This is a genomic window from Rhodococcus sp. NPDC057135 (genome assembly GCF_042670865.1).
In the GTDB taxonomy this organism is placed as follows: Bacteria; Actinomycetota; Actinomycetes; order Mycobacteriales; family Mycobacteriaceae; genus Rhodococcus_F.
The window spans coordinates 97,817-120,192 of record NZ_JBHUUU010000007.1; the positions used below are offsets into that span (position 1 = coordinate 97,817).

Below are 22,376 nucleotides of genomic sequence, written 5' to 3' on the forward strand. Positions count from 1 at the left end.
TCTGCCATGCTCTGAGCATGGAGTGGGACCTGCGAACCCTGCTGAACCGGCCGATCACGTCTCACGGTTCACCGCTGGGACAAGAACGTGTGGCGGCGAGGACCACCGCGTACATCTACGGCAACATTCTTGTCCTCGCCGCACTCATACCGGTGACGAAATCTCAGGAATCGCTGGGCGCCGCGATCGTGGTCGGCACGGCATTGTCGACGTATATCGCCCACACATTCGCGGAGAGCGTCGGCGAGAGCATTCGCAACGACCGCCGCCTCACCACCGCGGAAAGAATCGACTCGCTTCGCGATTCCGTCCCGATCCTCACCTCCGCGGTTGTTCCTGTCGTCATTCTCGCGACGGCGTGGTTCAACATCCTGGAACCGCGGACGGCGCAGTTGATCGCGGAAATCGTCTTGATCCTGCGCATCGGGTCCACCAGTTACGTGATCAGCCGACTTCACGGTGAGAAAGTCGGTACCAGCACACACCTCGCGGCCTTTGCCCTGGCCACCGTCGCAACTCTGATCGTCGGATTGAAGATAGTGCTCACGCACTGACGAGCCACAAGAGCAAAAGAAGTCAGACCGGTCGTATATAAATAAGACGGGCAATTCGCAGAAACCTAGCAATCGGAAATTTCGATGTGAGGTGATCGACGACTAACTCGGCCCACTTCTATCCAGTAGGCAGAGGAGCAGCCCGAAATGACGACACCGCAATCGCCATATCCCTGGAACAACGACCCCAACCGCACGACACCTCTCCCTCCACCCCCTCCTCCACCACCAGGCGTCACACCTGGTCACGCGCCGTACTCCGGACATCAGCCGGCCTACACTCCGCCACGGCCCGCATACGGTCAAGGCGCCGGGTATTCGCCGATGCCGCCCCGGCCACCGAAGTCGTATGCCTGGCTGTGGGTCCTCCTGGGAGTTGTCACAGTCGCACTCGTTGCCGTCGTGGTTTTCGTTTGGGTGCTCCCCCTTGTCCTGAACGACAATTCCGACAAGAACACCGCGCGCACGGAAACCGTGGTGATCACCTCACCTGCGGCCGCGCCACAAAACGGCGTCGTCACACCCGCGCCCAACGAGTCGGTTCCCGCCAACGCAGCGCGTTGTGGATCAGTGTTCTCGAACAGTGAATTCACAACGTCCGCCGTCGGCACCAGCGTGACGTCGTGTGAGTTCGCCGAAGAAGTGCGCTACCAGTATGTGAGCCAGGGCCGACGCGGCGGCCCGGTCTCCATCAGCGCGGTCAGTCCGGTCACGGGAACTCGGTACTCGATGGACTGTGTCGGCACCAAGGTCATCACGTGTACCGGTGGAAACAATGCGGTGGTCTATGTCTATTGAGCAGCGCGTCGGAGCTGGTAGCGGGACGCGCAGACGCCTCCTGGCGGTTGCACTCGCCGCGGTTTCTGCGGCAGCCCTCGCCGGTTGCACGATTCCGACGCGGGCCGAGTCGTCGGAGAAGGTCGAGACGATCACCGAGATCGTTGTCGTTCCACCGGAGCCGACGGAGACGCCCGGCGCCCCGGGAAACGATGTCGGGCCGCTCGCCGGGTTCGACGCCCTGAGCAACACCCTCGGCGGCGCGGTGGGTATCGCCCTCGTTCCGGTCGGCGGCGGTCAGTCACTCGTTGCCGGCGAGTGGCACAGCGGAGCCGCCTGGTCCACCATCAAAGTCCCACTGTCCATCGCGGCCCTCCATGAAACCGACAACACACAACTCGCCGCGGTCGAACGGGCGGTCACAACCTCCGACAACGAATCAGCCGAGGAACTGTGGCGCGATCTCGGCGATCCGGCAACTGCTGCAGCGAAGGTCGAGTCAGTCCTCGAAGCCTCGGGAGATGCGTCCACTGCTGTGGAATCACGCACGCTACGACCAGAATTCAGCTCGTTCGGCCAGACACAATGGTCGCTTGCCGTCCAAGCACAATTCGCCGCCACCCTGCCCTGCCGGAGCGACGCCGCCGAAGTCTTCGAACTCATGGGCAGCATCAGCCCAGACCAACAGTGGGGATTAGGAGTGATTCCTGCCGCTCGCTTCAAGGGCGGGTGGGGTCCGGACACCGACGGCGGCTATCTGGTACGCCAATTCGGGATCATCAACAGCGGCACCGGACAACTCGCTGTCGCCATCGCAGCCAAGCCGGACTCGGGCACCTTCGCCGACGGTACTGCGATGCTCAACGACATCGGCCGCTGGGTAGGTGAACGAGCGCAGGCGCTACCGATCGGCGGTACCTGCCAACCGAATTGAATGCCTGCCTGTTGAGGGAGGTACTGCCGTTACCCGGCTGAGCAGTCACTCCCGCGGAACCCCCGGCCGCCGCTACCGTGGACGACATGAGCATTCCGAGTCTGAAACTGAACAACGGTCTCGACATTCCGGCGTTGGGCTTCGGCGTCTACCAGACACCGCCGGACGAAACAGTCGCCGCCGTCGAGTCCGCGCTGTCGACGGGTTATCGCCACATCGACACTGCTGCGGCCTACGGCAACGAGAAGGGCGTCGGTGAGGCGATCCGGCGATCCGGCCTCGATCGCGACGAGATCTTCGTGGAAACGAAAGTCTGGATCACCGACTACGGATACGACGAGACTCTGCACGCCTTCGACAAGAGCGCAGGCAAGCTCGGTGTCGAACACCTTGACCTCCTCATCCTCCACCAAGCCTTGCCGAGCGAGTTCGAACGCACCATCGACGCGTACAAGGCACTGGAAACGCTGCTGGCAGACGGCAAGGTCCGTGCCATCGGAGTCAGTAACTTCATGCCGGACCACCTCACCCGACTCTTGGGCGCAACGTCCGTGGTGCCGGCGGTCAACCAGATCGAGGTCCATCCGTACTTCAGGCAGTCGGCCTTGCTCGAGGCCGACGCCGATCACGGCATTCTGTCGCAGGCATGGTCACCGATCGGCGGAATCACGTTCTACCGCGACGGGTCCCACGGTTCGACTCTCGAAGACGCCACCATCGGCGCGATCGCGGCCGCTCACGGCAAGTCTCCCGCGCAGGTGATGCTGCGCTGGCACCTTCAGCAAGGCCGCCAGGTGATCCCCAAGTCGGTGACTCCCTCACGCATCGCGGAGAACTTCGACGTATTCGACTTCGAACTCACCGCCGAAGAACTCTCCGCAATCGACGCACTCGACACCGGAGTGCGCGGCGGTCCCGAGCCCGAGGTCATCACCCGCGAGAAGTTCGGAATCGAGATCCCCGAAGCCTGAACCCGGCAGCCTGAACAACTCAGCAGCCTGAGTGGTTCAGCTGGCGCTCCACCCACCGTCGATGGTGTACGACGCCCCCGTCACCATCGACGCCTCGGTCGACGTCAGCCATCCCACCAGCGATGCCACCTCCGCAGGTTCGACCATCCGTTTGATCGCGCTCTCGGTGAGCATCACCTTCTCGACCACCTCGGATTCACTGATGCCGTGAACCTTTGCCTGGTCGGCAATCTGGGATTGTACGAGGGGCGTCAGGACGTAGCCAGGATTGACGCAGTTGCTGGTGACGCCGTGCGAGGCGCCTTCGAGTGCAACAACTTTCGACAACCCTTCGAGTCCGTGCTTGGCCGTGACGTACGCACTCTTGAATGCCGAAGCACGGAGCCCGTGGACCGAGGAAATGTTCACGATGCGGCCGAAACCGTTGCGGTACATGTACGGCAGAACGGACCGAGCGAGGAGGAACGGCGCTTCGACCATGAGGCGCTGGATCTTCCGGAAGTCTTCGACGTCGAAATCCTCGATGGGACTGACCCGTTGAATACCTGCATTGTTGACAAGGATGTCCGTCTCGAGCGCCAGATCTACGAGTTGGTCGGTGTCGAGGAGATCGACGGCCCATGCGGTGCCGTCGATCTCCTCGGCCAGCGCCTTCGCTGCGACGTCGTCGAGATCAGCGACGGTGACGTGGGCGCCGCGGGCAGCGAGCATCCGTACACAAGCCTCGCCGATCCCACTCGCACCACCGGTGACCAGTGCCGATTTGCCAGAGAGCGTCACGCGGGAACACCGGCCCGCTCGTTGGCGAGAACACGGGCGTCAGCGGCGTCGACGGATTCGAGCGAGATTCCTTTGGTCTCACGCGCGAAAATGACTGCGACGATGGTGACCAGGGAGGCCAGCAGCAGATAGATCGCGATGGGCACCGAGGAGTCGAACTTGCTCAGTAGTGCTGTTGCGATGATCGGAGCCAGCGAGCCGGCGACGATCGAAGTCACCTGATACCCCAGGGAGACACCGGAATAGCGCATCCGGGTCGGGAACATCTCGGCCATGATCGCGGGTTGTCCGGCGTACATGAAGGCGTGGAAGACGAGTCCGATGATGATTGCCGACAGGATGACGGCGTTGTGTCCGCTGTTCATCATCGGGAAGGCGAAGAATCCCCACGTTCCGGCTGTGACGGCGCCGATCATGTACACCGGGCGTCGACCGATCGTGTCGGATAGCTTGCCTACCAACGGGATCACCGCGAAGTGTACGGCGTGTGCCATCAGCATCCACCAGAGAATGTGCGCCGTGTCCGCATGGACGACGACCTTGAGATAGGTGATCGAGAAGGTCACCACGAGGTAGTACATGACGTTCTCGGCGAAACGCAGGCCCATCGCGGTCAGCACTCCACGCGGGTAGCGCTTGACCACCTCGAAAACACTGTACGAGGTTGCCTTGACCAGTTCTGCTTCCTTCTGTGCCGCGATGAAAATGGGAGCGTCGGTGACCTTGGTCCGAACGTAGTACCCGACCAGAACGATGACCGCGGAGAGCCAGAAGGCCACGCGCCAACCCCAACTCATGAACGATTCGTCCGAGAGCGTCGACGTCAGGATCAACAGCACAACCGTCGCGACCAGGTTGCCCATCGGCACGCCGGCCTGAGGCCAGGACGACCAGAACCCGCGAGATCGATTCGGGCTGTGCTCGGCGACAAGGAGTACCGCCCCACCCCATTCACCGCCCACTGCAAATCCTTGAATGAAGCGCAGCGTGACCAGGAGTGCCGGTGCCCAGTAACCGATCTGACCGTAGGTGGGCAGACAGCCCATCAGGAATGTCGCGGCACCGACCAGCAGCAAACTGAACTGCAGCAACTGCTTCCGGCCGAACTTGTCTCCGAAGTATCCGAAGACGATCCCACCGAGTGGCCGGGCGGCGAATCCGACGGCGTAGGTGATGAAAGCCGCGATGATCGCATCCAGCTCATTGCCGCCGCCGGGAAAGAAGACCTTGCTGAAGACCAGCGTGGCCGCCGTGCCGTACAGAAAGAACTCGTACCACTCGACCACGGTGCCCGCCATCGAGGCGCCGACCACCTTCTTCAGCCCCGATGGTGGGGCTTGGCTTTCGGGCTTCGGCATGTTGTCGACGCTCATCGTGGACTCCCTCGTCTTCAGTTCGCGATTCGCCTGCTCTTCACGATCAGGAATGTGACCGCTCGCACATTTTTTGTGACTCGATGAGTATCGGTGCAGATTCTTGGCACGACAATGACAAATCCCGCACCATATAGGTGCAAAAATGCAGATATGACTCTCGGACTGAGCCCAGACGACCTACTGGTGCTTCTCGCGGTCGGTCGCACCGGGCGCTTCAACACCGCCGCCGACGACTTGGGCCTCAATCACACCACTATCTCGCGCCGCATCGCCTCGCTCGAGAAGAGCCTCGGCGGCCGTGTCCTGGTTCGCTCGTCCGGCGGCTGGGAGTTGACCGACCTGGGCAGACACGCCCTCAGCGCAGCCGAGCGCATCGAGGCCGCAGTGAACGAACTGGCACTCGACTCCACCGGTCAGCAGCAACTCGACGGCGTCGTGCGGGTCTCGGCCACCGACGGCTTCAGCGCTTACATCGCGGCCCCCGCAGGCGCAGCGGTTCGCAGACGCCATCCCCGTGTCAGCGTGGAGATAGTTGTCGCAACCAGAAAGGCGTCACAGATACGCTCGGGGCTCGACATCGAGGTTGTGGTCGGCAAGCCTCAAGTTCACCGCGCCGAGGCAGTCCATCTGGCCGACTATGCGCTGGGTTTGTACGCATCCCGAGACTATCTACGTCAGAATGCTGTTCCCGAGAGTGCCGCAGATCTGGCCGATCACTCGCTCGTGTACTTCATCGACTCGATGCTGCAGGTCGACGAACTCGATCTGGCTCGCAAGCTCACGGTCTCGATGAGAGAAGCCGTCACGTCCACCAACGTGTTCGTGCACATCGAGGCAACGCGGGCCGGCGCAGGCATCGGCCTGCTCCCCTGCTTCATGGCCGAGCAGCACGACGATTTGATTCGCGTGCTACCGGCTCACATCGAGGTCAGACTTTCCTACTGGTTGGTGGTCCGTTCGGAATCTCTGCGACGCCCGGAAGTGGCGGCTGTGGTGACGACTCTCCGAGAGACTGTGGATCGCAAGCGATCTCAACTACTCGGCTCGCCCCGGACGAACGAAGCGCTCAGTCGAGAGTCGAACGATGCTGAACGATGACCTTACGTGCCAACTCGGCGATCTTGACGTTCATGTTCTGCGAGGTTCGCACCAGAATGTCGAAGGCCTCGTCGTCGGACACACGATGTAGTCCCATCAACAGACCGACTGCCTGACCGATTTCTCGACTGCTGGCCAGACCGCGCCGCAGCGAATTGGCATCCTCGCCTCGCGTGAGCGCGGTGACTGCCACGGACGCAAACGACGCCAACATGATCGCGTGGTCGGCAGCGGATTCCGTGAAAGCCCCCGGAGTATCCGAGAAGAGGTTGAGGGCACCGAACTTCTGACGATCGACCATCAGTCGGAACCCCATCGATCCGCGAATGGGTGTCTCCGCCACTACTTTCCGAGCGAATTCAGGCCACTGACTCGGTGTGCGAAGGTCCGATTCGAGTTGCGGCGCCTCCGTGTCGAGGGCGTCGATGCACGGCCCCTCCCCCGTGGCCCGCTCGAGATCGTCTGCGTACTCGGCAATCTGGTCGCTTGCCGCTACCGTGACGTTGGTGTTTCCCCGTCGCAGCATCAGGCTTGCGTGATCGCAACCGGGAATCAACTCGACGGCCGCCGAACAAATCGCGGAGTACACCTCGGCGCTCTCTGTTGCGGAGTACAGGATCTCCGCCAACGCCGCGAACACTGCCTTGGGATCTGTCAGTGCTTGGTCGCGCTCAGCCATCTCCATACACCTCGGGGTCTACCGTTCATCGAATTCTTCATCGAACGGTACAAACCTTACTTACTCGACCGGATGGGGTCGCCGCCGCTCGCCGATTCCCGGCCGTCCGTCCCCTGAAAAGCTTCCGTGGCTGCGCGGTGATGCAGAGCCGTCACGGTGGTGATCTGCTTGGATACCAGGTCGTTGAGCTCGCGGTACTGCTCCTCCGTCTCCCCGGCCGGAATGTCTCGCAGGACCTCCCACATCGCACTCTTGCCACACAGAGCGGTCCGCATGATCTCGAGTGTTGCCAACTTCACGAGGCGGTTGCGCCAGATGGCGTCGACGTGGACGAGACGTCTGATCCGATTGACCGTCGCGTCGATCTTCGAGTACCGCGGCAGCGATATGCCCTGCGTGTCCTCGATCAGTTGGAGCAGCTGTTCGATCTCGTACTCGAGCTCGCCCGGCAACGAATCCAGCTCACCGTCAGCCCAGGCGCCGTACGAGTCCGAGAGCGACCGCGAGAGCTGCAGCCCCACCATCGCCCCGCACAGATGAGTGACCAGATAGCCGGTAGCTATGTGTTCCTCAGCAGATCGCGACCGATTACCGAACATTGGGATCCTCCTGGGCGACGCTCGACCGGTCTGTGCTGACACGGGTGGTGATTCGACACCCGTCTACCCACGGCGGACCGAGAACAAACGACAGGCGACTCAAACCCGATCCGGCACCACGACGACAGGCTCGAGGATCTCGGCCCTCGACTCCGGCGCTGCGGCGCGCAAGGCGTCGGCCGACTCGTCGTCCGGTTGGGTCTGAGACTCGATTTCCGCTTCGACGCGCGCTCGATACGTGTCGACCTCGCGTTCGACGGTGGCGGCATCCCAACCGAGAATCGGGGCCACCAAGCCGGCGACCTGCTGCGCGCAGTTGATACCGCGATGCGGATATTCGATGGCGATGCGCATGCGGCGGGCCAGGATGTCGTCGAGGTGCAGTGCCCCCTCGGCTGCAGCCGCGTACACAGCTTCGACCTGTAGGTAGTCGGGCGCATCCGTGATGGGCTGCAACAACTCCGGCGTCTGCCGGCCGAGTTCGAGGACCTCGGTGATGAGCGACCCGTACCGGTCGAGCAGGTGCTTGACGCGATACGGATGCAAGCCGTACTGCTCACCCAATTGCATCGTCTGGTTGACCAGTGCGAAGTATCCGTCGGCACCGACGAGCGGTACCTTCTCCGTGATCGACGACGCCACTCGCGCCGGAATGTCTTCTGCAGCCACGTCGACGGCGTCTTCCGCCATCACCCGATACGTCGTGTACTTTCCTCCGGCGATGGCGACCAGGCCGGGAGCCACCCGGGCGACAGCGTGCTCGCGCGAAAGCTTCGACGTCTCGTCGCTTTCACCGGCGAGCAGCGGACGCAGACCGGCGTACACACCGTCGATGTCGGAGTGCGTCAACGGCGTGACCAGGACGGAGTTCACATGGCCGAGGATGTAGTCGATATCTGCTTTGGTTGCCGCGGGGTGGGCGAGATCCAAGTTCCAGTCGGTGTCGGTGGTTCCGATGATCCAGTGACTGCCCCAGGGAATGACGAACAGCACCGACTTCTCGGTACGTAGGATGATGGCGGCTTCACTGACGATGCGATCGCGCGGGACGACGATGTGTACGCCCTTCGAGGCCCGCACCCGGAACCGTCCGCGCTGACGTGAGAGCGCTTGGATCTCGTCCGTCCAGACACCGGTCGCGTTGATGACGACATGCCCCTTGACCTCGGCGGTACGTCCGTCTTCGCAGTCGCGAACACGAACTCCCGAGACCCGGTCCGCCTCGCGCAGAAAGCCCACGACCTGCGTCGACGTTCGAACGACTGCGCCGTAATGTGCAGCGGTGCGTGCGACGGTCATGGTGTGCCGAGCATCGTCGACGACCGTGTCGTAGTACTGGATGCCACCGGTCAGCGAACTGCGTTTGAGGCTCGGCGACATGCGCAGCGCGCCCGCCCGGGTCAGGTGCTTCTGGGAGGGGACCGACTTTGCGCCACCCATCCGGTCGTAGAGGAAGATTCCCGCGGCCATGTACGGGCGTTCCCACACGCGGTGAGCCAAGGGGAAGAGGAACTTCAGGGGCTTGACCAGGTGCGGCGCCAGCGTGGTCAGCGAGAGTTCGCGCTCACGCAACGCCTCACGAACGAGGCCGAATTCGAGTTGCTCGAGATAGCGGAGACCGCCGTGGAACATCTTCGACGAGCGACTGGACGTGCCGGATGCGTAGTCACGGGCCTCGACCAACGCAACCTTGAGTCCGCGGGTTGCCGCATCGAGAGCAGCTCCGACACCGACCACACCGCCACCGACCACGACGACGTCGAATTGCTCGGTCTGAAGTTGTTCCCAAGCAGCTTCACGCTGCTGCGGGCCGAGAAACTGCGCACCTTGCTGCTTACTCAACCCGGTCTCCTGTAAGTCGACGACGAATCCGTTTACAGGCTAGTAGCTTGATCCACATACTGCGACAGCGCACGGATTACTGCGAACGCGCCCGAACCTAGGAGCACAGTGAATCAATACATCGCCGCCATCGACCAAGGCACCACGTCGAGCCGCTGCATGATCTTCGATCACGACGGCGCCGTGGTGAGCGTTGCGCAGAAAGAACACGAACAGATTTTCCCGCGCGCCGGTTGGGTCGAGCACGACCCGGTGGCGCTGTGGATCAACACCCGGGAGGTGGTCGCCGGAGCGCTCGCGAAGGTCGATCTCACGCGCGCCGACATCGCTGCCGTCGGAATCACGAATCAGCGTGAGACGACCGTCGTTTGGGAGCGTTCGACGGGCAAGCCGGTCTACAACGCGATCGTGTGGCAGGACACGCGCACCGATCAACTGTGCGTCGAGCTGGGCGGAGACGAGGGGCCGGACAAGTATCGAGACAAGACCGGACTACCGCTCTCGACCTACTTCGCCGGGCCGAAGATCCGCTGGATTCTCGACAACGTCGACGGAGCGAGAGACAAAGCAGAGGCCGGGGAACTGTGCTTCGGCACTGTCGACACGTGGATCGTGTGGAATTTGACCGAGGGTGTTCACGTGACAGATGTCACCAATGCGTCACGCACGATGCTCATGGATCTCGAGACCCTCCAGTGGGACGAACAGATCTGTGCGGACTTCGGAATCCCGATGTCGATGCTCCCGGAAATCCGTAGTTCTTCCGAGGTGTACGGCACCGGCCGCGCTCGCGGCAATCTCGCCGGCGTACCGGTCGCCGGAATTCTCGGTGACCAACAGGCAGCGACCTTCGGTCAGGCCTGCCTCTCCGAGGGTGAAGCCAAGAACACCTACGGCACCGGCAATTTCATGCTTCTCAACACGGGAACGAAGCCGGTTCACAGCAAGCACGGACTACTGACGACCGTCTGCTACAAACTCGGCGAAGCCCCTGCCGTCTACGCACTCGAAGGTTCCGTCGCCGTGACGGGATCGTTGGTCCAGTGGCTTCGGGACAATCTCGGAATCATTCAGAACGCCAAGGACATCGAGCCGCTCGCCGCAAGTGTCGACGACAACGGCGGCGCCTACTTCGTGCCCGCGTTCTCGGGACTGTTCGCACCTCGGTGGCGACCGGACGCACGCGGCGTCATCGTCGGCCTCACGCGCTTCGTCAACAAGGGACACCTTGCCCGCGCGGCACTCGAGGCGACGGCATACCAAACCCGCGAGGTCATCGACGCCATGCGTGCGGATTCGGGCGTCGAACTGTCCGCCCTGAAGGTCGACGGCGGCATGGTGGTCAACGAAACCCTGATGCAGTTCCAGTCGGACATCCTCGGAGTTCCCGTCATCCGCCCGGTGGTCAACGAAACAACAGCACTCGGCGCTGCATATGCAGCGGGCCTTGCCATCGGCTATTGGGCGGACACCGAAGACATCCGCAACAACTGGGCCGTCGGCCAGACGTGGGAACCGGCGATGAACGAGTCCGAACGGGCACGGCTGTACGCGGAGTGGAACAAGGCCGTCGAGAGGACGTACAACTGGTCCGAGTAATCACTCCGATCTCCCGGGCTGACACCGGCTCACCCGCCAGGCGTCTTCAATACCGGAAGAGCTGATCCTGGTCGCCTATTGATACTCCAGAGGTATCAATAGGCGACCAACTTGGTATTGGACGTGACCTACACCACTCTGCGAATCTCATTCAGGCGCGCCACGTTTCGGCGCCGCGAATGATGCAGAGAAAGGTCGCCACGCATGAGTTCACCCACTCGCAGTTCCGAGGAGATCAACGCCAAGGCACGAAGAGCCGGTATCGCTTCGTTCATCGGAACCACTATCGAGTGGTACGACTTCTACATCTACGGCACTGCGGCTGCCTTGGTATTCGGCGACATCTTCTTCTCCGACACTCTCCCGAGCGGAGTCGGAACGCTCCTCGCCTTCATCACTCTGTGGGCGGGCTTCCTCGCCCGGCCGATCGGCGGGATCATCTTCGGTCACCTCGGCGACCGGATCGGACGCAAGAACACTCTGGTCATCACCTTGATGATGATGGGCGTCGCCACCGTCGGCATCGGACTCCTCCCCACCTACGCACAGGTAGGGATCTGGGCGCCGATCGGCCTGGTCACCCTTCGTGTCATCCAAGGAGTGGCGGTCGGTGGTGAGTGGGGTGGCGCGGTACTCATCGCCAGCGAGAACGCGCCGAAGGGCAAGAGCATCCTCTACTCCGCGTTCGCTCAACAGGGCTCCCCCGCGGGAAATCTGTTGGCCACCATCGCATTCTTCCTGCTGTCTTCGATGCCGACGCCGTCATTCCTCCTCTACGGCTGGCGAATCCCATTTCTCGTTTCGGCAGGCCTGGTCATTCTCGGGATGATCATTCGCCTCAAACTCGAAGAGTCCGACGAGATGAAGGCCGTTCTCGCCCGCAAGAAGGTCGTCAAACTTCCGCTCGCCGAAGTGTTGCGCAAGCATTGGGTACTGGTTCTCCTCGGCGCCGGCGCACTCCCCCTCGCACAGGTCACCTACTTCAAGAACACCTTCGCATTGTCCTGGGCTACGAAAGAACTCGGATACGACCGAGGAACCTTCCTCGCTGCCATCGCGATCGCGCTTGTCGTGCAGTTCATCGTCCAACCGTTCGGCGCCGTCCTGGTCTCCAAGATCGACATGCGAAAAGCCATGTGTCTGATGGTGATACCGGAGTTCGTTCTCATGCCCGCGATGTTCTTCGCCATCAGAACCGGGAACTTCACCATCGCAGTCGTCGCAATGTGTCTGGCCACGATCCCGCACTCGATGTTCTACGGCGCCATCGCCGGCGTTCTCGCTCGGGCCTTCCCCGCCAACATCCGTTACACCGGCCTGTCGACGGCGTACCAACTGTGTTCCCTCATCGTCGGCGGCGGAACTCCGGTACTGGCACAGTGGATGCTCAACACGTCCGGCAACATCGTCGGGGTCGCGATCGTGTCCGGGCTGTACGCACTTGTCTCGCTGATCTGCACCCTTCTCCTACTCCGCAGAACCGGATACAACGCAAGCGAACTCTCGACGGCCGAGCAGGCGGATTACGACGAACTCGAACTCGAGAACACCCTTGCCGATACTGCGAATTCGCCGAAATCCGAAGCGGGTGAAATTACTTCAGGTCGGGCAACCGTCTAAGCCAGCGACGGCAGCGCCTGCTCGGACAATTTCAACACTTCGAGAAGAGCAGGTCTGTCGTCTCCCTCTCGCCAGGCGATACGCAGTTGAAGAGGAGGAGGTGGATCCATGACGGGAACAAAGACCACATCCGGGTTCACGATGCTCCGGGCTACCGAGGAGATGGTCAACGAGCATCCGATTTCCGCGGACACCAGCGCGATCAACGACATCGAATCCGGAGCCGTCTGCACGATTCGGGCGAGGAACCCTGCGTTCTTCGACGCAGTGAGCAGAGATTCCCGCAGAATCGACCCCGGTTCCGCCGGAAGCGTCACCCAATTCTCGGACTCCAATTCGATCAACCGAACCGAGTCCCTCGACGCCAACGGGTGGTCTTTCGACATGGCAACCAGAAAATCCTCCTCGGCGATCAACCTCGACGTGATCCCGAGCGGTGGGACGGTCCACCGCACCATCCCGATGTCGAGTCGTCGATCGAGCAACATCAACAACGCCTCGTTCGCGAAAGCGGAACTGTCGAGCACGAATTCGATACCGGGATTCGTCTTTCTCACCAATTTCGCCCACCGCCCGACGAGCAGATGCGACGAGGTACCCGCAAAACCCAAGCGAACGCGACCAGTCGTTCCCTTGCCTGCCGCGGACACCGCGATCTCGGCCATCCGGCACGCGTCCAGTATCTCGCGCGCCGGAAGCAGCAGCGCTTCGCCGGCAGCAGTCAACCGCACAGTTCGAGTACTTCGATCGAACAACGGTGAACCGAGCTGTTTCTCGAATTGCCTGATCGTTCGACTCAGTGGCGGCTGCGCTATCCGAAGCCGCTGCGCCGCACGGCCGAAATGTAGCTCCTCAGCCACCGCGAGAAATGCGTTGATCTGATGAATTTCCACCCGACATTGTTGCGCCACGCCGGCCGACCCTGTCAAGTTTCCGAAACCGACCGAGTGCGCGAGAGAACAAGAAGAGGTACACACGTGGACAAGACCCTCTCGATGAAAGAGGCCATCGGTCGATACGTCGGAGACGGCATGACTGTTGCGCTGGAAGGATTTTCGCATCTCATTCCCTTTGCCGCGGCACACGAGATCATCCGGCAGGGCAGGAAGGACCTCACGCTGTGCCGGATGACGCCGGACATCGTTTCCGATCAGCTCGTCGCCGCCGGCTGCGTCCGAAAGCTGGTTGCTTCGTTCTTCGCCAGCGGGTCCGCAGGCTCTCTGTACGAGTTACGCAGACGCATCGAGAACCAGGACCCGATCCCCCTCGAGGTCGAGGAATACAGCCACTACGGCATGGTCTGCCGGTATCAGGCTGGAGCCGCCAGGCTTCCCTTCTTCCCGCTACGGTCGTACGCCGGGAGTGATCTGCCCGCGCTCAACCCACAACTGAGACTCGTCGACGACCCGTACGGCGGCGGGAGCGTCTACGTTGTGCCGCCACTGAATCCGGATGTGACGATCATCGGTGCACAGCGAGCGGACGCGTCCGGGAACGCACAGATCTGGGGCATCGCCGGGGTGCAGCAAGAAGCCGTGTACGCCGCGAAGAAGGCGATCGTCGTTGTCGAAGAACTGGTCGACGACGAGGTCATCAGGTCCGACCCCAGCCGAACTCTGATTCCCTCGCACGCAGTCGACGCGGTTGTCGTCTGCCCACGCGGCGCGCACCCGTCGTACGCACAGGGATACTACGACCGCGATTGCGGCTTCTACCGACGCTGGACCGAAATTTCCAAAGATCCTTCACGGCTGAGAGATTGGCTCGACGATTGGGTGTACGCACTCGACAGTCACAGCGAGTATCTCGCCAAACTCGGAGCAGACTACTGGACCGATCTCGAGGTCGGATCAAAACTCTCCACACCAGTCGACTACGGGAGCAGGCTATGACCACCACGATCGACACCGGGGCTACCACCTCCACCGAAACCATCGTCGCCGTCGCGGCGCGCGAATTGGCCGGTAAGCGCCGAGTCTTTGCCGGAGTTGGGCTACCCACGCTCGCAGTCGATCTCGCGAGGCACACGTCGAATCCGGACGTCGAGCTGATCTACGAGTCCGGGGTGTGCGGCGCGCACCCGTCAGCCATGGCCGAGGGTATCGCCGACTCCGTGGTTGTCTCCGGTGCCGAATCCGTGCTGAGTATGGCCGCGCTCTTCGGCTATGTGCTGCAAGGTGGCAACGTCGACGTCGGATTTCTCGGGGCCGCTCAAATCGATCGAACGGGGAGTCTGAACACGAGTTTCATCGGCGACTGGAAGAATCCGACGGTCAGACTGCCCGGAGCGGGCGGGGCTGTCGAGATCATTGCGAACGCCGCCGAAATCTTCGTCGTGATGCGTCGCCATGACCTCAGTTCCTTTCCGGCCGAGCTCGACTTCTGCACCTCACCGAGCCCCGCCCGCGCCCTCGCCAGCGGAAAGGGCATCATGCCGGCAGGTGCAGGAGTGACCAAGGTATTCACCAACCTCGGCGTCCTGACACACCAGGGCCCCGGCGGCGAACTGGAGTTGACCAGCGTCCACGAGGGAATCTCTGTCGATCAGGTACGGGAGTCGACGGGATGGGACCTGGCCGTCGCCGACCACGTCACCGTCACCACCCCACCGTCGAGCACGGAGATCGATCTGCTCCGCAACACGATCGACAAGGTCAGGCTGTACCTGCGCTGACACTGTCCCGGAGCCTGCCGACGGCATCGACCAGCACGGCTTCGGGATACGTCGCGAAACACAGTCGAGCGCTTCGGCTGAGGTCCGCTTCGACTGCGAACGCCGAACCTGGGACAAAAGCGACTCCGTATTTCAGTGCGACCCCCAGGAGTTCGGTGGTATCGACGTCGTCGAGAAAATCCATCCAGCAGAACATGCCGCCGCGGACCTCGGAAAAGCGTGCACGACCACCCAATTCCGTCTCGGCGGCCGTGACCATTGCGTTCGCTCTGGCTCCGTACCCCGCCCGGAGCTTGTCGAGATGCGCGTCGAGCCACTCGCGGTCGGAGAAGAGGTCAGCGGCGATCTGCTGGGTGAGCGAAGAACCGCACAGATCAGCGCCTTGCTTGATCAGTTCGACGGCCTCGCAGACTCGCCTATCGCCGTGCAGCCAGCCGACGCGTAGCGCCGGCGCCAACACCTTGGAGGCACTGGACAGCCGAATCACCTTGTCCGACAGTGCAGCCAGCGGCGCGGGCGGTTGGTCGCCGAAGTACAGCTCGCCGTACGGGTCGTCCTCGAGGACCCAGAATCCGTATCGGTCGGCCAGCGCAGCCAGGTGCGTTCGGCGCTGCGCGGAGAGCACCGCGCCGCGCGGATTGTGGAAGTTACTCACGGTGTGAACAACTTTGGGCCGAAGACCGGCGTCGAGTTTCGCCTCGAGCGCGGCGGTGTCCATCCCGTCCTCGTCCAGCCGGACCGGAACGAGACGGGCCTGCGCCGTCCGAAAGACCTGCAGCGCACCGGTATACGCCGGTTCCTCCACGACCACGACGTCACCGACGTCGAGGAGCACCTGCGCGAGCAAGCTCAGACCTTGCTGAGAACCGTGTGTGATCACAACTTCGGACGCGTCGAGTGATCGTCCGATTTTCGTGGATTCGCGCTCGGCGATCACCTCACGAAGGCGCCGCAGGCCAGAGGTCTCGCCGTACTGGACGGACGAGGGGTCACCGAGTGCGTCGTGTGCTGCCTTCGAGATTCGTTCCCGCGGAATGAAATCAGGGTCGGGTAGCCCGCCGGCCAAACTGATGACGTCGGGTCGGGCAGTCAGGGTGAGTAGATCGCGAATTGCAGAACTACGGAGTCCGTCCATACGAGCGGACAGCGCGGCGTGTGTCATGTGAAGCTCCCAGGCACGCAGAATGAAGGTCAGAGGAAGAACACCCTGAGCCGTCCTGGGTCAACGGGGCGGGAGAGCGCCGAGATACCGACCCTTGATTCGGTCGGCATCTCGACTATCTCACCAATACTCCAGTATATGAAACAGAGTTCTCACATTGTAAGAACATTCTGGTCCGTTGTCAGTCCAGGTCGTCGTGACGCATGAGCTGACGAGCAGCTTCGGTGATCGACCCTGTCAACGACGGGTACACCGAGAACGTCTGAGCCAGGTCGTTGACCGTCAAGTTGTTCTGCACGGCGATCGCGATCGGCAGGATCAGTTCCGAAGCAGTGGGTGCGACCACAACACCGCCGATGACCACGCCGGTAGCCGGGCGGCAGAAGATTTTCACGAAACCGCGACGCAAACCGGACATCTTGGCACGCGGGTTGGTGTTGAGCGGCAACATGACGGTGCGAGCAGGCACCTCTCCGTTGTCGATCGCTGCCTGCGAGACACCCACCGTTGCAATTTCGGGGCGCGTGAAGACGGCCGACGCGACAGTCTTCAGCTTGATCGGGCTGACGCCTTCACCGAGCGCGTGGTACATCGCGATACGTCCCTGCATCGCAGCCACCGAGGCGAGCGGAAGCAGCCCGGTGCAGTCACCGGCTGCGTAGATACCGGAAACCGTGGTGCGCGAAACGCGGTCGACACGCAGATATCCACCCTTGTCCAACTCGATGCCGACCCGTTCCAGGCCGAGACCGTTGGTGTTGGGGACGGAACCGACGGTCATCAAGGCGTGGCTTCCTTCGACCGTGCGGCCGTCGGAGAGCTTGACGACGATGCCCTTCTCGGTGCGCTCGACGGCGTCCGCGCGGGCGTGCTTGACGAGGGAGACCCCGCGCTCGGCGAGGGCGTCCTCGAGCACGAGTGCCGCATCGGCATCCTCGCCGGGCAGAACACGGTCACGACTGGACACGAGAGTGACCTTGACGCCCATCTCGGTGTACGCGGAGACGAACTCGGCACCGGTGACACCGGAACCGACCACGACCAGGTGCTCGGGCAGCTCGTCCAAGTCGTAGAGCTGACGCCACGTCATGATTCGCTCACCGTCGGGCTCGGCTCCCGGGATGATGCGGGGGCTGGCGCCGGTGGCGATCAACACGACGTCTGCGTCGATGGTCTTCTGCTCGCCGCTTCCGAGCGTCGCGCGAACCTGGTGCGCAGCCATTCCGAGGAGCGGATCGGTCAGTTCGGCGGTACCGGAGAGAACCTCGACACCAACCGTCTGCAACCGTGCGCGAATGTCCGAGGACTGGGACAACGCGAGACTCTTGACTCGGGAGTGGATCTTCGGCAGTGAAACCGAAGCCTGCTCCGGATCCAAGGTGATGCCGAGATCGGATGCACGACGCATGTCGGTGCGGATTCCGGTGGACGCGATGAATGTCTTCGACGGAACACAGTCGAACAGCACACACGCACCGCCGACGCCGTCCGAATCGACCAGGGTGACCGTGGCCCCGTGCTGCGCGGCTACCAGTGCCGCCTCGTAGCCGGCGGGTCCGCCACCGATGATCACGATCCGGGTCATGTGTCCTCCAAGTCCTCGCGTGGCCGGCGGGGGTCTCCCGTCGACCAGTGTCACGCTATTCGAGCACTACGTGTCGCGCAGTGCTTGTACCAGATTACTTGCGTCCGGTGGTCCGCTTCGCCACACCCTCGGACCACGGTTTAGGCTTGCGCCCGTGTCGATTTATGCCGCTTACGGTTCCAACATGCATCCCGAGCAGATGTTGTTGCGCTGCCCACACTCGCCCATGTCCGGGACAGGGTGGCTGCGAGGCTGGCGCCTGACCTTCAGCGGCGAGGACATCGGCTGGGAGGGCGCTCTCGCCACCGTGGTCGAAGATCCCGACTCCAGTGTTTTCGTGGTTCTCTACGACGTCCCGGAAGAGGACGAAGTAAGCCTGGACCGCTGGGAAGGCGCCGAACTGGGTCTGCATCGCAAGATCCGAGTGCGGGTCGACACGGCCGGCGATGCAGTCCTCGCGTGGCTCTATGTCATGGATGCGTACGAAGGTGGACTGCCGTCCGCCCGCTACATCGGCGTGATGGCCGACGCTGCCGAGATTGCCGGAGCGCCGGCCGAGTACGTTCGCGAACTGCGGACGCGAAACAGCCGCAATGTGGGTCCGGGTAACGGAGTTACCGATTAAGCGCTGTAACGGAGTTACCGATTAACGCTGTAACGCAGTGACGGACTAGATCGCCGTCCTGCTCAAAGCAGCAGGAAATACGCGAGCACCGCGAGTGCCGCGAGCACGACCACAATCGCGACTCCGACGAGAATGCGCTTCGAACCGCGCGACGCCGATTCGCCTGCGACAACTGCAGTTTCCGGCTCGGCTGTTGCCACCCCGGCTGCGGTTTCAGCCGCCACCTTCTCGCGTCCCAAGGTGTCAAACACCTCGGTCACGTCGTGTGAAGGCGGCAACCCGATCGGCACGATCGTGTGCGACGTCGAGGTGAATCCGGCAGCGAGGATCGCAGCTCCCAGCGCGGCCGACTGCTCGGGTCCGGGGCCGAGTTCACATCTGACACCGAGCTTTTCGGCAATCCCGGCAGCTATGGACATCATTGCTGCTTTGTCCGTCGCCGGTTCTCCGTCACCGGTGACGACCACGGCGTCCAGGTTCTCCGGCATCCAACCGAACGCACCCAGTGCCGTCGCGAGGCGTGAACTCGGCGAACTCCCGTCGCCGGCAAAGCCGAATGCGCGGCCCGCGGCGACACCCGAACGCACCAGCGTGACCGCTGCTCCGGTGTCGTCCACGTGATAGATGCCGATGAGCGTGCCGGCGAGTGCCGCGATTTCCGACTCGAACCACGCCGAAACCGCCTCGGCATCCGAGACGAGTGTGACTCGTTCGAGGCCCGCGTAGACCAGAGAATCCTGCATGAGGGCGGCTGTGGACGAGTCCCAACGCGACGGGTACGTGGCGACGATGTCGGGGGCTCCCCCGCTCCGGCCACCGCGATCGGGCAGCGGCTCACATTCCTGCAACAGACAGCGAATCGAGGTCGCCACCAAATCCTCGGCGCGGTAACGAGTATCGGCCGTTCCTGCGACGCCACTCGGGTCCCCGACGCGACCGACAAAACCCGACCAGCTCTCGGCGAACTCACGACCGGCACCCAGTTGCTCGGTGCCACCGAGCACCGTCGTTCCGTCCTTGCGTTGATTGAGGATCGTGTCCCGAACCAACACCACCGGATCGGCCGAACCCGGATCGTTCGACGCAACGACAGCCGTCGACACCAATGTGCCGATTCGCACTCCCACACCTATGGACATGCCCGTACCTTCACTCGAACGAACGAAAAACGGTACCCCCGACGGGAACCGGAACTATCCCAGAACCAGGCTCGTGAGAACCTTCACACCGACGCCGAGTGCACGCTCGTCGAGATCGAAAGTGGGTTGGTGGATGTCGAGCTGATCGCCTTCACCCGACCACACACCGAGCCGCGCCATGGCACCCGGCACGGTTTCGAGATACCACGAAAAGTCTTCGCCACCACCGGATTGCGGGGTGTCCGCCAGAGCATCTTGTCCGACGGTCGCGATGGCGTCCTCGAACATCCGGGTGGAAACCTCGTCGTTGACGACCGGTGGCACTCCGCGACGATAGTTGAGTTGGTAGCGAACGCCGGTGGGTGCGAGCAGTCCGTGGACGATTTCTTCCACGAGCGGTTCGAGCAACTCCCACGTGTCGTGATCGCCGGTACGTACCGTGCCCGTCATCATGCCGGTCTGCGGAATCGCGTTGGGCGCCTGACCTGCACTGACCGCGCCCCACACCATGACGGTGCCGGTACGCGGATCGATACGACGGCTGAGCATTCCAGGCAGCCCGGTCACGACTGTGCCGAGTGCGTAGATCAGATCCGTGGTCAAATGCGGCCTCGACGTGTGCCCACCCGGAGAATCGAGGACGACCTCGATGGTGTCTGCAGCAGAGGTGATCGCGCCCAGACGCATGCCCACCTGGCCTGCCTCGAGTCGCGGATCGCAGTGCAGAGCAAAGATTCTGGACACACCGTCGAGCGCACCGGCCGCGATGACGTCGAGTGCTCCGCCAGGCATGACTTCCTCGGCGGGCTGGAAGATCAGCCGAACCCCGACGGGAAGTTCGGGCAGCGTTGCCAGAGCCAGTCCGGCGCCGAGCAGGATGGTGGTGTGGGCGTCGTGTCCGCATGCATGGGATACACCGGGGACCGTGGACGAATACGTTGCCCCCGTCGCTTCCTGCATCGGCAAAGCGTCCATGTCGGCGCGGAGTGCGATTCGTGGACCTTCCGGTCCGATGTCGCACGTGAGTCCGGTGCCACCGGGAAGGATCTTCGGCGACAGCCCAGCGGCAGTGAGGCGGGTCGCGACGAATTCGGTGGTCGCGTATTCGCGGCGAGCCAACTCCGGGTTGGCATGGATGTGTCGGCGCCACGCGACGAGGTCGTCGGTGTGCGCGTGAATCCACGTATCGATTGCCGCGTTCACCGGCGATCTACCCCTTCCAACAGACGGGCGCGTTGTTCTGGATCGGACGCTACCCGGACAGCAGTGCGGGCCAACGCAATTGCACCGTCGACTACCGCTCGATCTGCGGAGGTGGTGATACACGCCGCCGCGAACTCCGGCTGATGTGTCACTGCCCCCGATGAATCCAAGCCTATGACCGGGTGAATTCCCGGAATCACATTGGTCACATTACCCATATCCGTACTACCCAGCGGACGGGAGCGCTCCCATTCCACCGCCAGTGGCACCCGTCCGAGATCGACGATCTGTTCACGGTACGCCGCCGCCAGCCACGGATCGGGGGTCAACTCGGTGTAAGTGGGCGATACCGTGCGGATTTCGTGGGTGCATCCGGTGCCGAGTGCGCCCGAGGCGAAGCAGGCGTCGGCACGCTCGGACAGATTGGCCAACGACGCGGCCGTCTCGGCACGCAGGTAGTAGAGCAGTTCGGACCGGGCCGGAACGATGTTGGGAGCCGTGCCGCCGTCACTGACGATTCCGTGAATCTGCTGGCCTGGCTGCAGGTGCTGACGCAACAGCCCGACCGCCACCTGAGCGAGCGTCGCCGCATCGGCGGCATTACGACCGAATTCAGGCGCAGCAGACGCATGCGCCTCGCGACCGTGATAGCTGACCGCGATGTCCGCCAGGGCCAGCGAGGTGGCACCGATGATGTCGATCGGTCCCGGATGAACCATCATGGCCGCTCCGACACCGTCGAATGCACCACGCTCGAGCATCAGAACTTTGCCGCCACCGGTTTCCTCCGCCGGAGTACCGATCACTCGGACGGTGATCCCCAGTTCATCGGCCACGGTAGCCAACGCGATGCCGGCTCCGGCCGCGGCTGCGGCAATGATGTTGTGCCCACAGGCATGACCGATCTCGGGCAGCGCGTCGTACTCGGCGCAGATCGCGATGACCAACTCCCCGCTGCCGTAGGTGGCATCGAAAGCCGTCGGCAGATCGACGATCCCGCGAGTGACCGCGAAACCGTGCTGCGCCAGCAGGTCCGACACTTTGGCAGCGCTGCGGAACTCCTCGAAGGCGAGTTCCGGATCGCTGTGAATCGAATGCGACAGCGCAATCAGATCGGCCTCTACAGACCTGACTGCACTGTCGACATTCTGATTCACGC

General features: G+C 62.6%; 21 protein-coding genes. 10 read left to right on the plus strand and 11 right to left on the minus strand.

Going from position 1 to position 22,376, the window contains the following annotated elements; all coding sequences use genetic code 11:
* Positions 1 to 17 precede the first annotated feature (17 nt).
* The 4 genes from ACFT1A_RS15150 to ACFT1A_RS15165 all read left to right on the plus strand — a co-directional run bounded on the left by ACFT1A_RS15150 (position 18) and on the right by ACFT1A_RS15165 (position 3,236).
* Positions 18 to 554, plus strand: a complete 537-nt coding sequence (locus tag ACFT1A_RS15150) for a hypothetical protein (RefSeq protein WP_378447669.1) — start codon at positions 18 to 20, stop codon at positions 552 to 554.
* A gap of 147 nt (positions 555 to 701) precedes the next feature.
* Entirely contained in the window at positions 702 to 1,352 is a 651-nt protein-coding gene (locus tag ACFT1A_RS15155; protein ID WP_378447670.1) for a serine/threonine protein kinase, read from the plus strand.
* Positions 1,342 to 2,265 (plus strand): hypothetical protein, encoded by a 924-nt coding sequence (locus ACFT1A_RS15160; protein ID WP_378447671.1) that lies wholly within the window; start codon positions 1,342 to 1,344, stop codon positions 2,263 to 2,265. Before ACFT1A_RS15155 ends, ACFT1A_RS15160 begins: the two co-directional genes overlap by 11 nt.
* A gap of 86 nt (positions 2,266 to 2,351) precedes the next feature.
* The gene (locus ACFT1A_RS15165; protein ID WP_378447672.1) at positions 2,352 to 3,236 is read left to right on the plus strand and encodes an aldo/keto reductase; all 885 of its coding nucleotides are present in this window, start codon (positions 2,352 to 2,354) and stop codon (positions 3,234 to 3,236) included.
* A 36-nt stretch (positions 3,237 to 3,272) separates the two neighbouring features.
* Here the strand turns inward: ACFT1A_RS15165 and ACFT1A_RS15170 are convergent, their stop codons facing one another.
* Entirely contained in the window at positions 3,273 to 4,016 is a 744-nt protein-coding gene (locus tag ACFT1A_RS15170; RefSeq protein ID WP_378447673.1) for a 3-hydroxybutyrate dehydrogenase, read from the minus strand.
* The gene (locus ACFT1A_RS15175) at positions 4,013 to 5,389 is read right to left on the minus strand and encodes an MFS transporter (protein WP_378447674.1); all 1,377 of its coding nucleotides are present in this window, start codon (positions 5,387 to 5,389) and stop codon (positions 4,013 to 4,015) included. The genes ACFT1A_RS15170 and ACFT1A_RS15175 overlap by 4 nt, the downstream gene beginning before the upstream one ends.
* Before the next feature lie 153 nt (positions 5,390 to 5,542).
* Between ACFT1A_RS15175 and ACFT1A_RS15180 the strand changes: the two genes are divergently transcribed.
* Positions 5,543 to 6,490: a LysR family transcriptional regulator gene (locus ACFT1A_RS15180; protein ID WP_378447675.1), complete on the plus strand. Its 948-nt coding sequence runs from the start codon at positions 5,543 to 5,545 to the stop codon at positions 6,488 to 6,490.
* Here the strand turns inward: ACFT1A_RS15180 and ACFT1A_RS15185 are convergent.
* From ACFT1A_RS15185 to ACFT1A_RS15195, 3 genes are all read right to left on the minus strand, one after another.
* On the minus strand, positions 6,459 to 7,175 hold the full coding sequence (locus ACFT1A_RS15185) for a GAF and ANTAR domain-containing protein (RefSeq protein ID WP_378447676.1): 717 nt from the start codon (positions 7,173 to 7,175) through the stop codon (positions 6,459 to 6,461). The genes ACFT1A_RS15180 and ACFT1A_RS15185 overlap by 32 nt on opposite strands.
* A gap of 50 nt (positions 7,176 to 7,225) precedes the next feature.
* A complete protein-coding gene (locus ACFT1A_RS15190) occupies positions 7,226 to 7,768 on the minus strand; it encodes a hypothetical protein (RefSeq protein WP_041814839.1) in 543 nt (180 codons plus the stop codon).
* 99 nt (positions 7,769 to 7,867) lie between these two features.
* Complete coding sequence (locus ACFT1A_RS15195) at positions 7,868 to 9,610, minus strand: glycerol-3-phosphate dehydrogenase/oxidase (protein ID WP_378447677.1); 1,743 nt, start codon at positions 9,608 to 9,610, stop codon at positions 7,868 to 7,870.
* Positions 9,611 to 9,718: 108 nt separating this feature from the next.
* Between ACFT1A_RS15195 and glpK the strand changes: the two genes are divergently transcribed.
* Positions 9,719 to 11,209 carry a glycerol kinase GlpK gene (gene glpK, locus ACFT1A_RS15200; protein WP_378447678.1) on the plus strand — a complete coding sequence of 497 codons (1,491 nt, stop codon included), beginning with the start codon at positions 9,719 to 9,721 and terminating at the stop codon, positions 11,207 to 11,209.
* Positions 11,210 to 11,413: 204 nt separating this feature from the next.
* A complete protein-coding gene (locus tag ACFT1A_RS15205; protein WP_378447679.1) occupies positions 11,414 to 12,829 on the plus strand; it encodes an MFS transporter in 1,416 nt (471 codons plus the stop codon).
* Here the strand turns inward: ACFT1A_RS15205 and ACFT1A_RS15210 are convergent.
* A complete protein-coding gene (locus tag ACFT1A_RS15210) occupies positions 12,826 to 13,722 on the minus strand; it encodes a LysR substrate-binding domain-containing protein (protein ID WP_378447680.1) in 897 nt (298 codons plus the stop codon). The two genes, ACFT1A_RS15205 and ACFT1A_RS15210, sit on opposite strands and share 4 nt — an antisense overlap.
* A gap of 84 nt (positions 13,723 to 13,806) precedes the next feature.
* On the opposite strand from ACFT1A_RS15210, the gene ACFT1A_RS15215 reads away from it, so the two are divergent.
* Together ACFT1A_RS15215 and ACFT1A_RS15220 are read left to right on the plus strand one after the other, a co-directional pair.
* Entirely contained in the window at positions 13,807 to 14,721 is a 915-nt protein-coding gene (locus ACFT1A_RS15215) for a CoA transferase subunit A (protein WP_378447681.1), read from the plus strand.
* Positions 14,718 to 15,503: a CoA-transferase subunit beta gene (locus ACFT1A_RS15220; protein ID WP_378447682.1), complete on the plus strand. Its 786-nt coding sequence runs from the start codon at positions 14,718 to 14,720 to the stop codon at positions 15,501 to 15,503. The genes ACFT1A_RS15215 and ACFT1A_RS15220 overlap by 4 nt, the downstream gene beginning before the upstream one ends.
* On the opposite strand, the gene ACFT1A_RS15225 is transcribed toward ACFT1A_RS15220, so the two are convergent.
* Together ACFT1A_RS15225 and ACFT1A_RS15230 are read right to left on the minus strand one after the other, a co-directional pair.
* Entirely contained in the window at positions 15,484 to 16,665 is a 1,182-nt protein-coding gene (locus ACFT1A_RS15225) for a PLP-dependent aminotransferase family protein (protein ID WP_378447683.1), read from the minus strand. The genes ACFT1A_RS15220 and ACFT1A_RS15225 overlap by 20 nt on opposite strands.
* 181 nt (positions 16,666 to 16,846) lie before the next feature.
* Positions 16,847 to 18,250: an NAD(P)H-quinone dehydrogenase gene (locus ACFT1A_RS15230; protein WP_230812434.1), complete on the minus strand. Its 1,404-nt coding sequence runs from the start codon at positions 18,248 to 18,250 to the stop codon at positions 16,847 to 16,849.
* Between the two features lie 154 nt (positions 18,251 to 18,404).
* On the opposite strand from ACFT1A_RS15230, the gene ACFT1A_RS15235 reads away from it, so the two are divergent.
* Positions 18,405 to 18,875 carry a gamma-glutamylcyclotransferase gene (locus ACFT1A_RS15235; protein ID WP_230812432.1) on the plus strand — a complete coding sequence of 157 codons (471 nt, stop codon included), beginning with the start codon at positions 18,405 to 18,407 and terminating at the stop codon, positions 18,873 to 18,875.
* A 62-nt stretch (positions 18,876 to 18,937) separates the two neighbouring features.
* Here the strand turns inward: ACFT1A_RS15235 and ACFT1A_RS15240 are convergent, their stop codons facing one another.
* From ACFT1A_RS15240 to ACFT1A_RS15250, 3 genes are read right to left on the minus strand one after another with little or no spacing between them, the layout of a single operon-like run.
* Entirely contained in the window at positions 18,938 to 20,014 is a 1,077-nt protein-coding gene (locus ACFT1A_RS15240) for a hypothetical protein (RefSeq protein WP_378447684.1), read from the minus strand.
* Between the two features lie 54 nt (positions 20,015 to 20,068).
* Positions 20,069 to 21,217 carry a M20 family metallopeptidase gene (locus ACFT1A_RS15245; RefSeq protein ID WP_003940741.1) on the minus strand — a complete coding sequence of 383 codons (1,149 nt, stop codon included), beginning with the start codon at positions 21,215 to 21,217 and terminating at the stop codon, positions 20,069 to 20,071.
* Positions 21,214 to 22,374 (minus strand): M20 family metallopeptidase, encoded by a 1,161-nt coding sequence (locus ACFT1A_RS15250; protein WP_378447685.1) that lies wholly within the window; start codon positions 22,372 to 22,374, stop codon positions 21,214 to 21,216. Before ACFT1A_RS15250 ends, ACFT1A_RS15245 begins: the two co-directional genes overlap by 4 nt.
* Between the last annotated feature and the right edge of the window lie 2 nt (positions 22,375 to 22,376).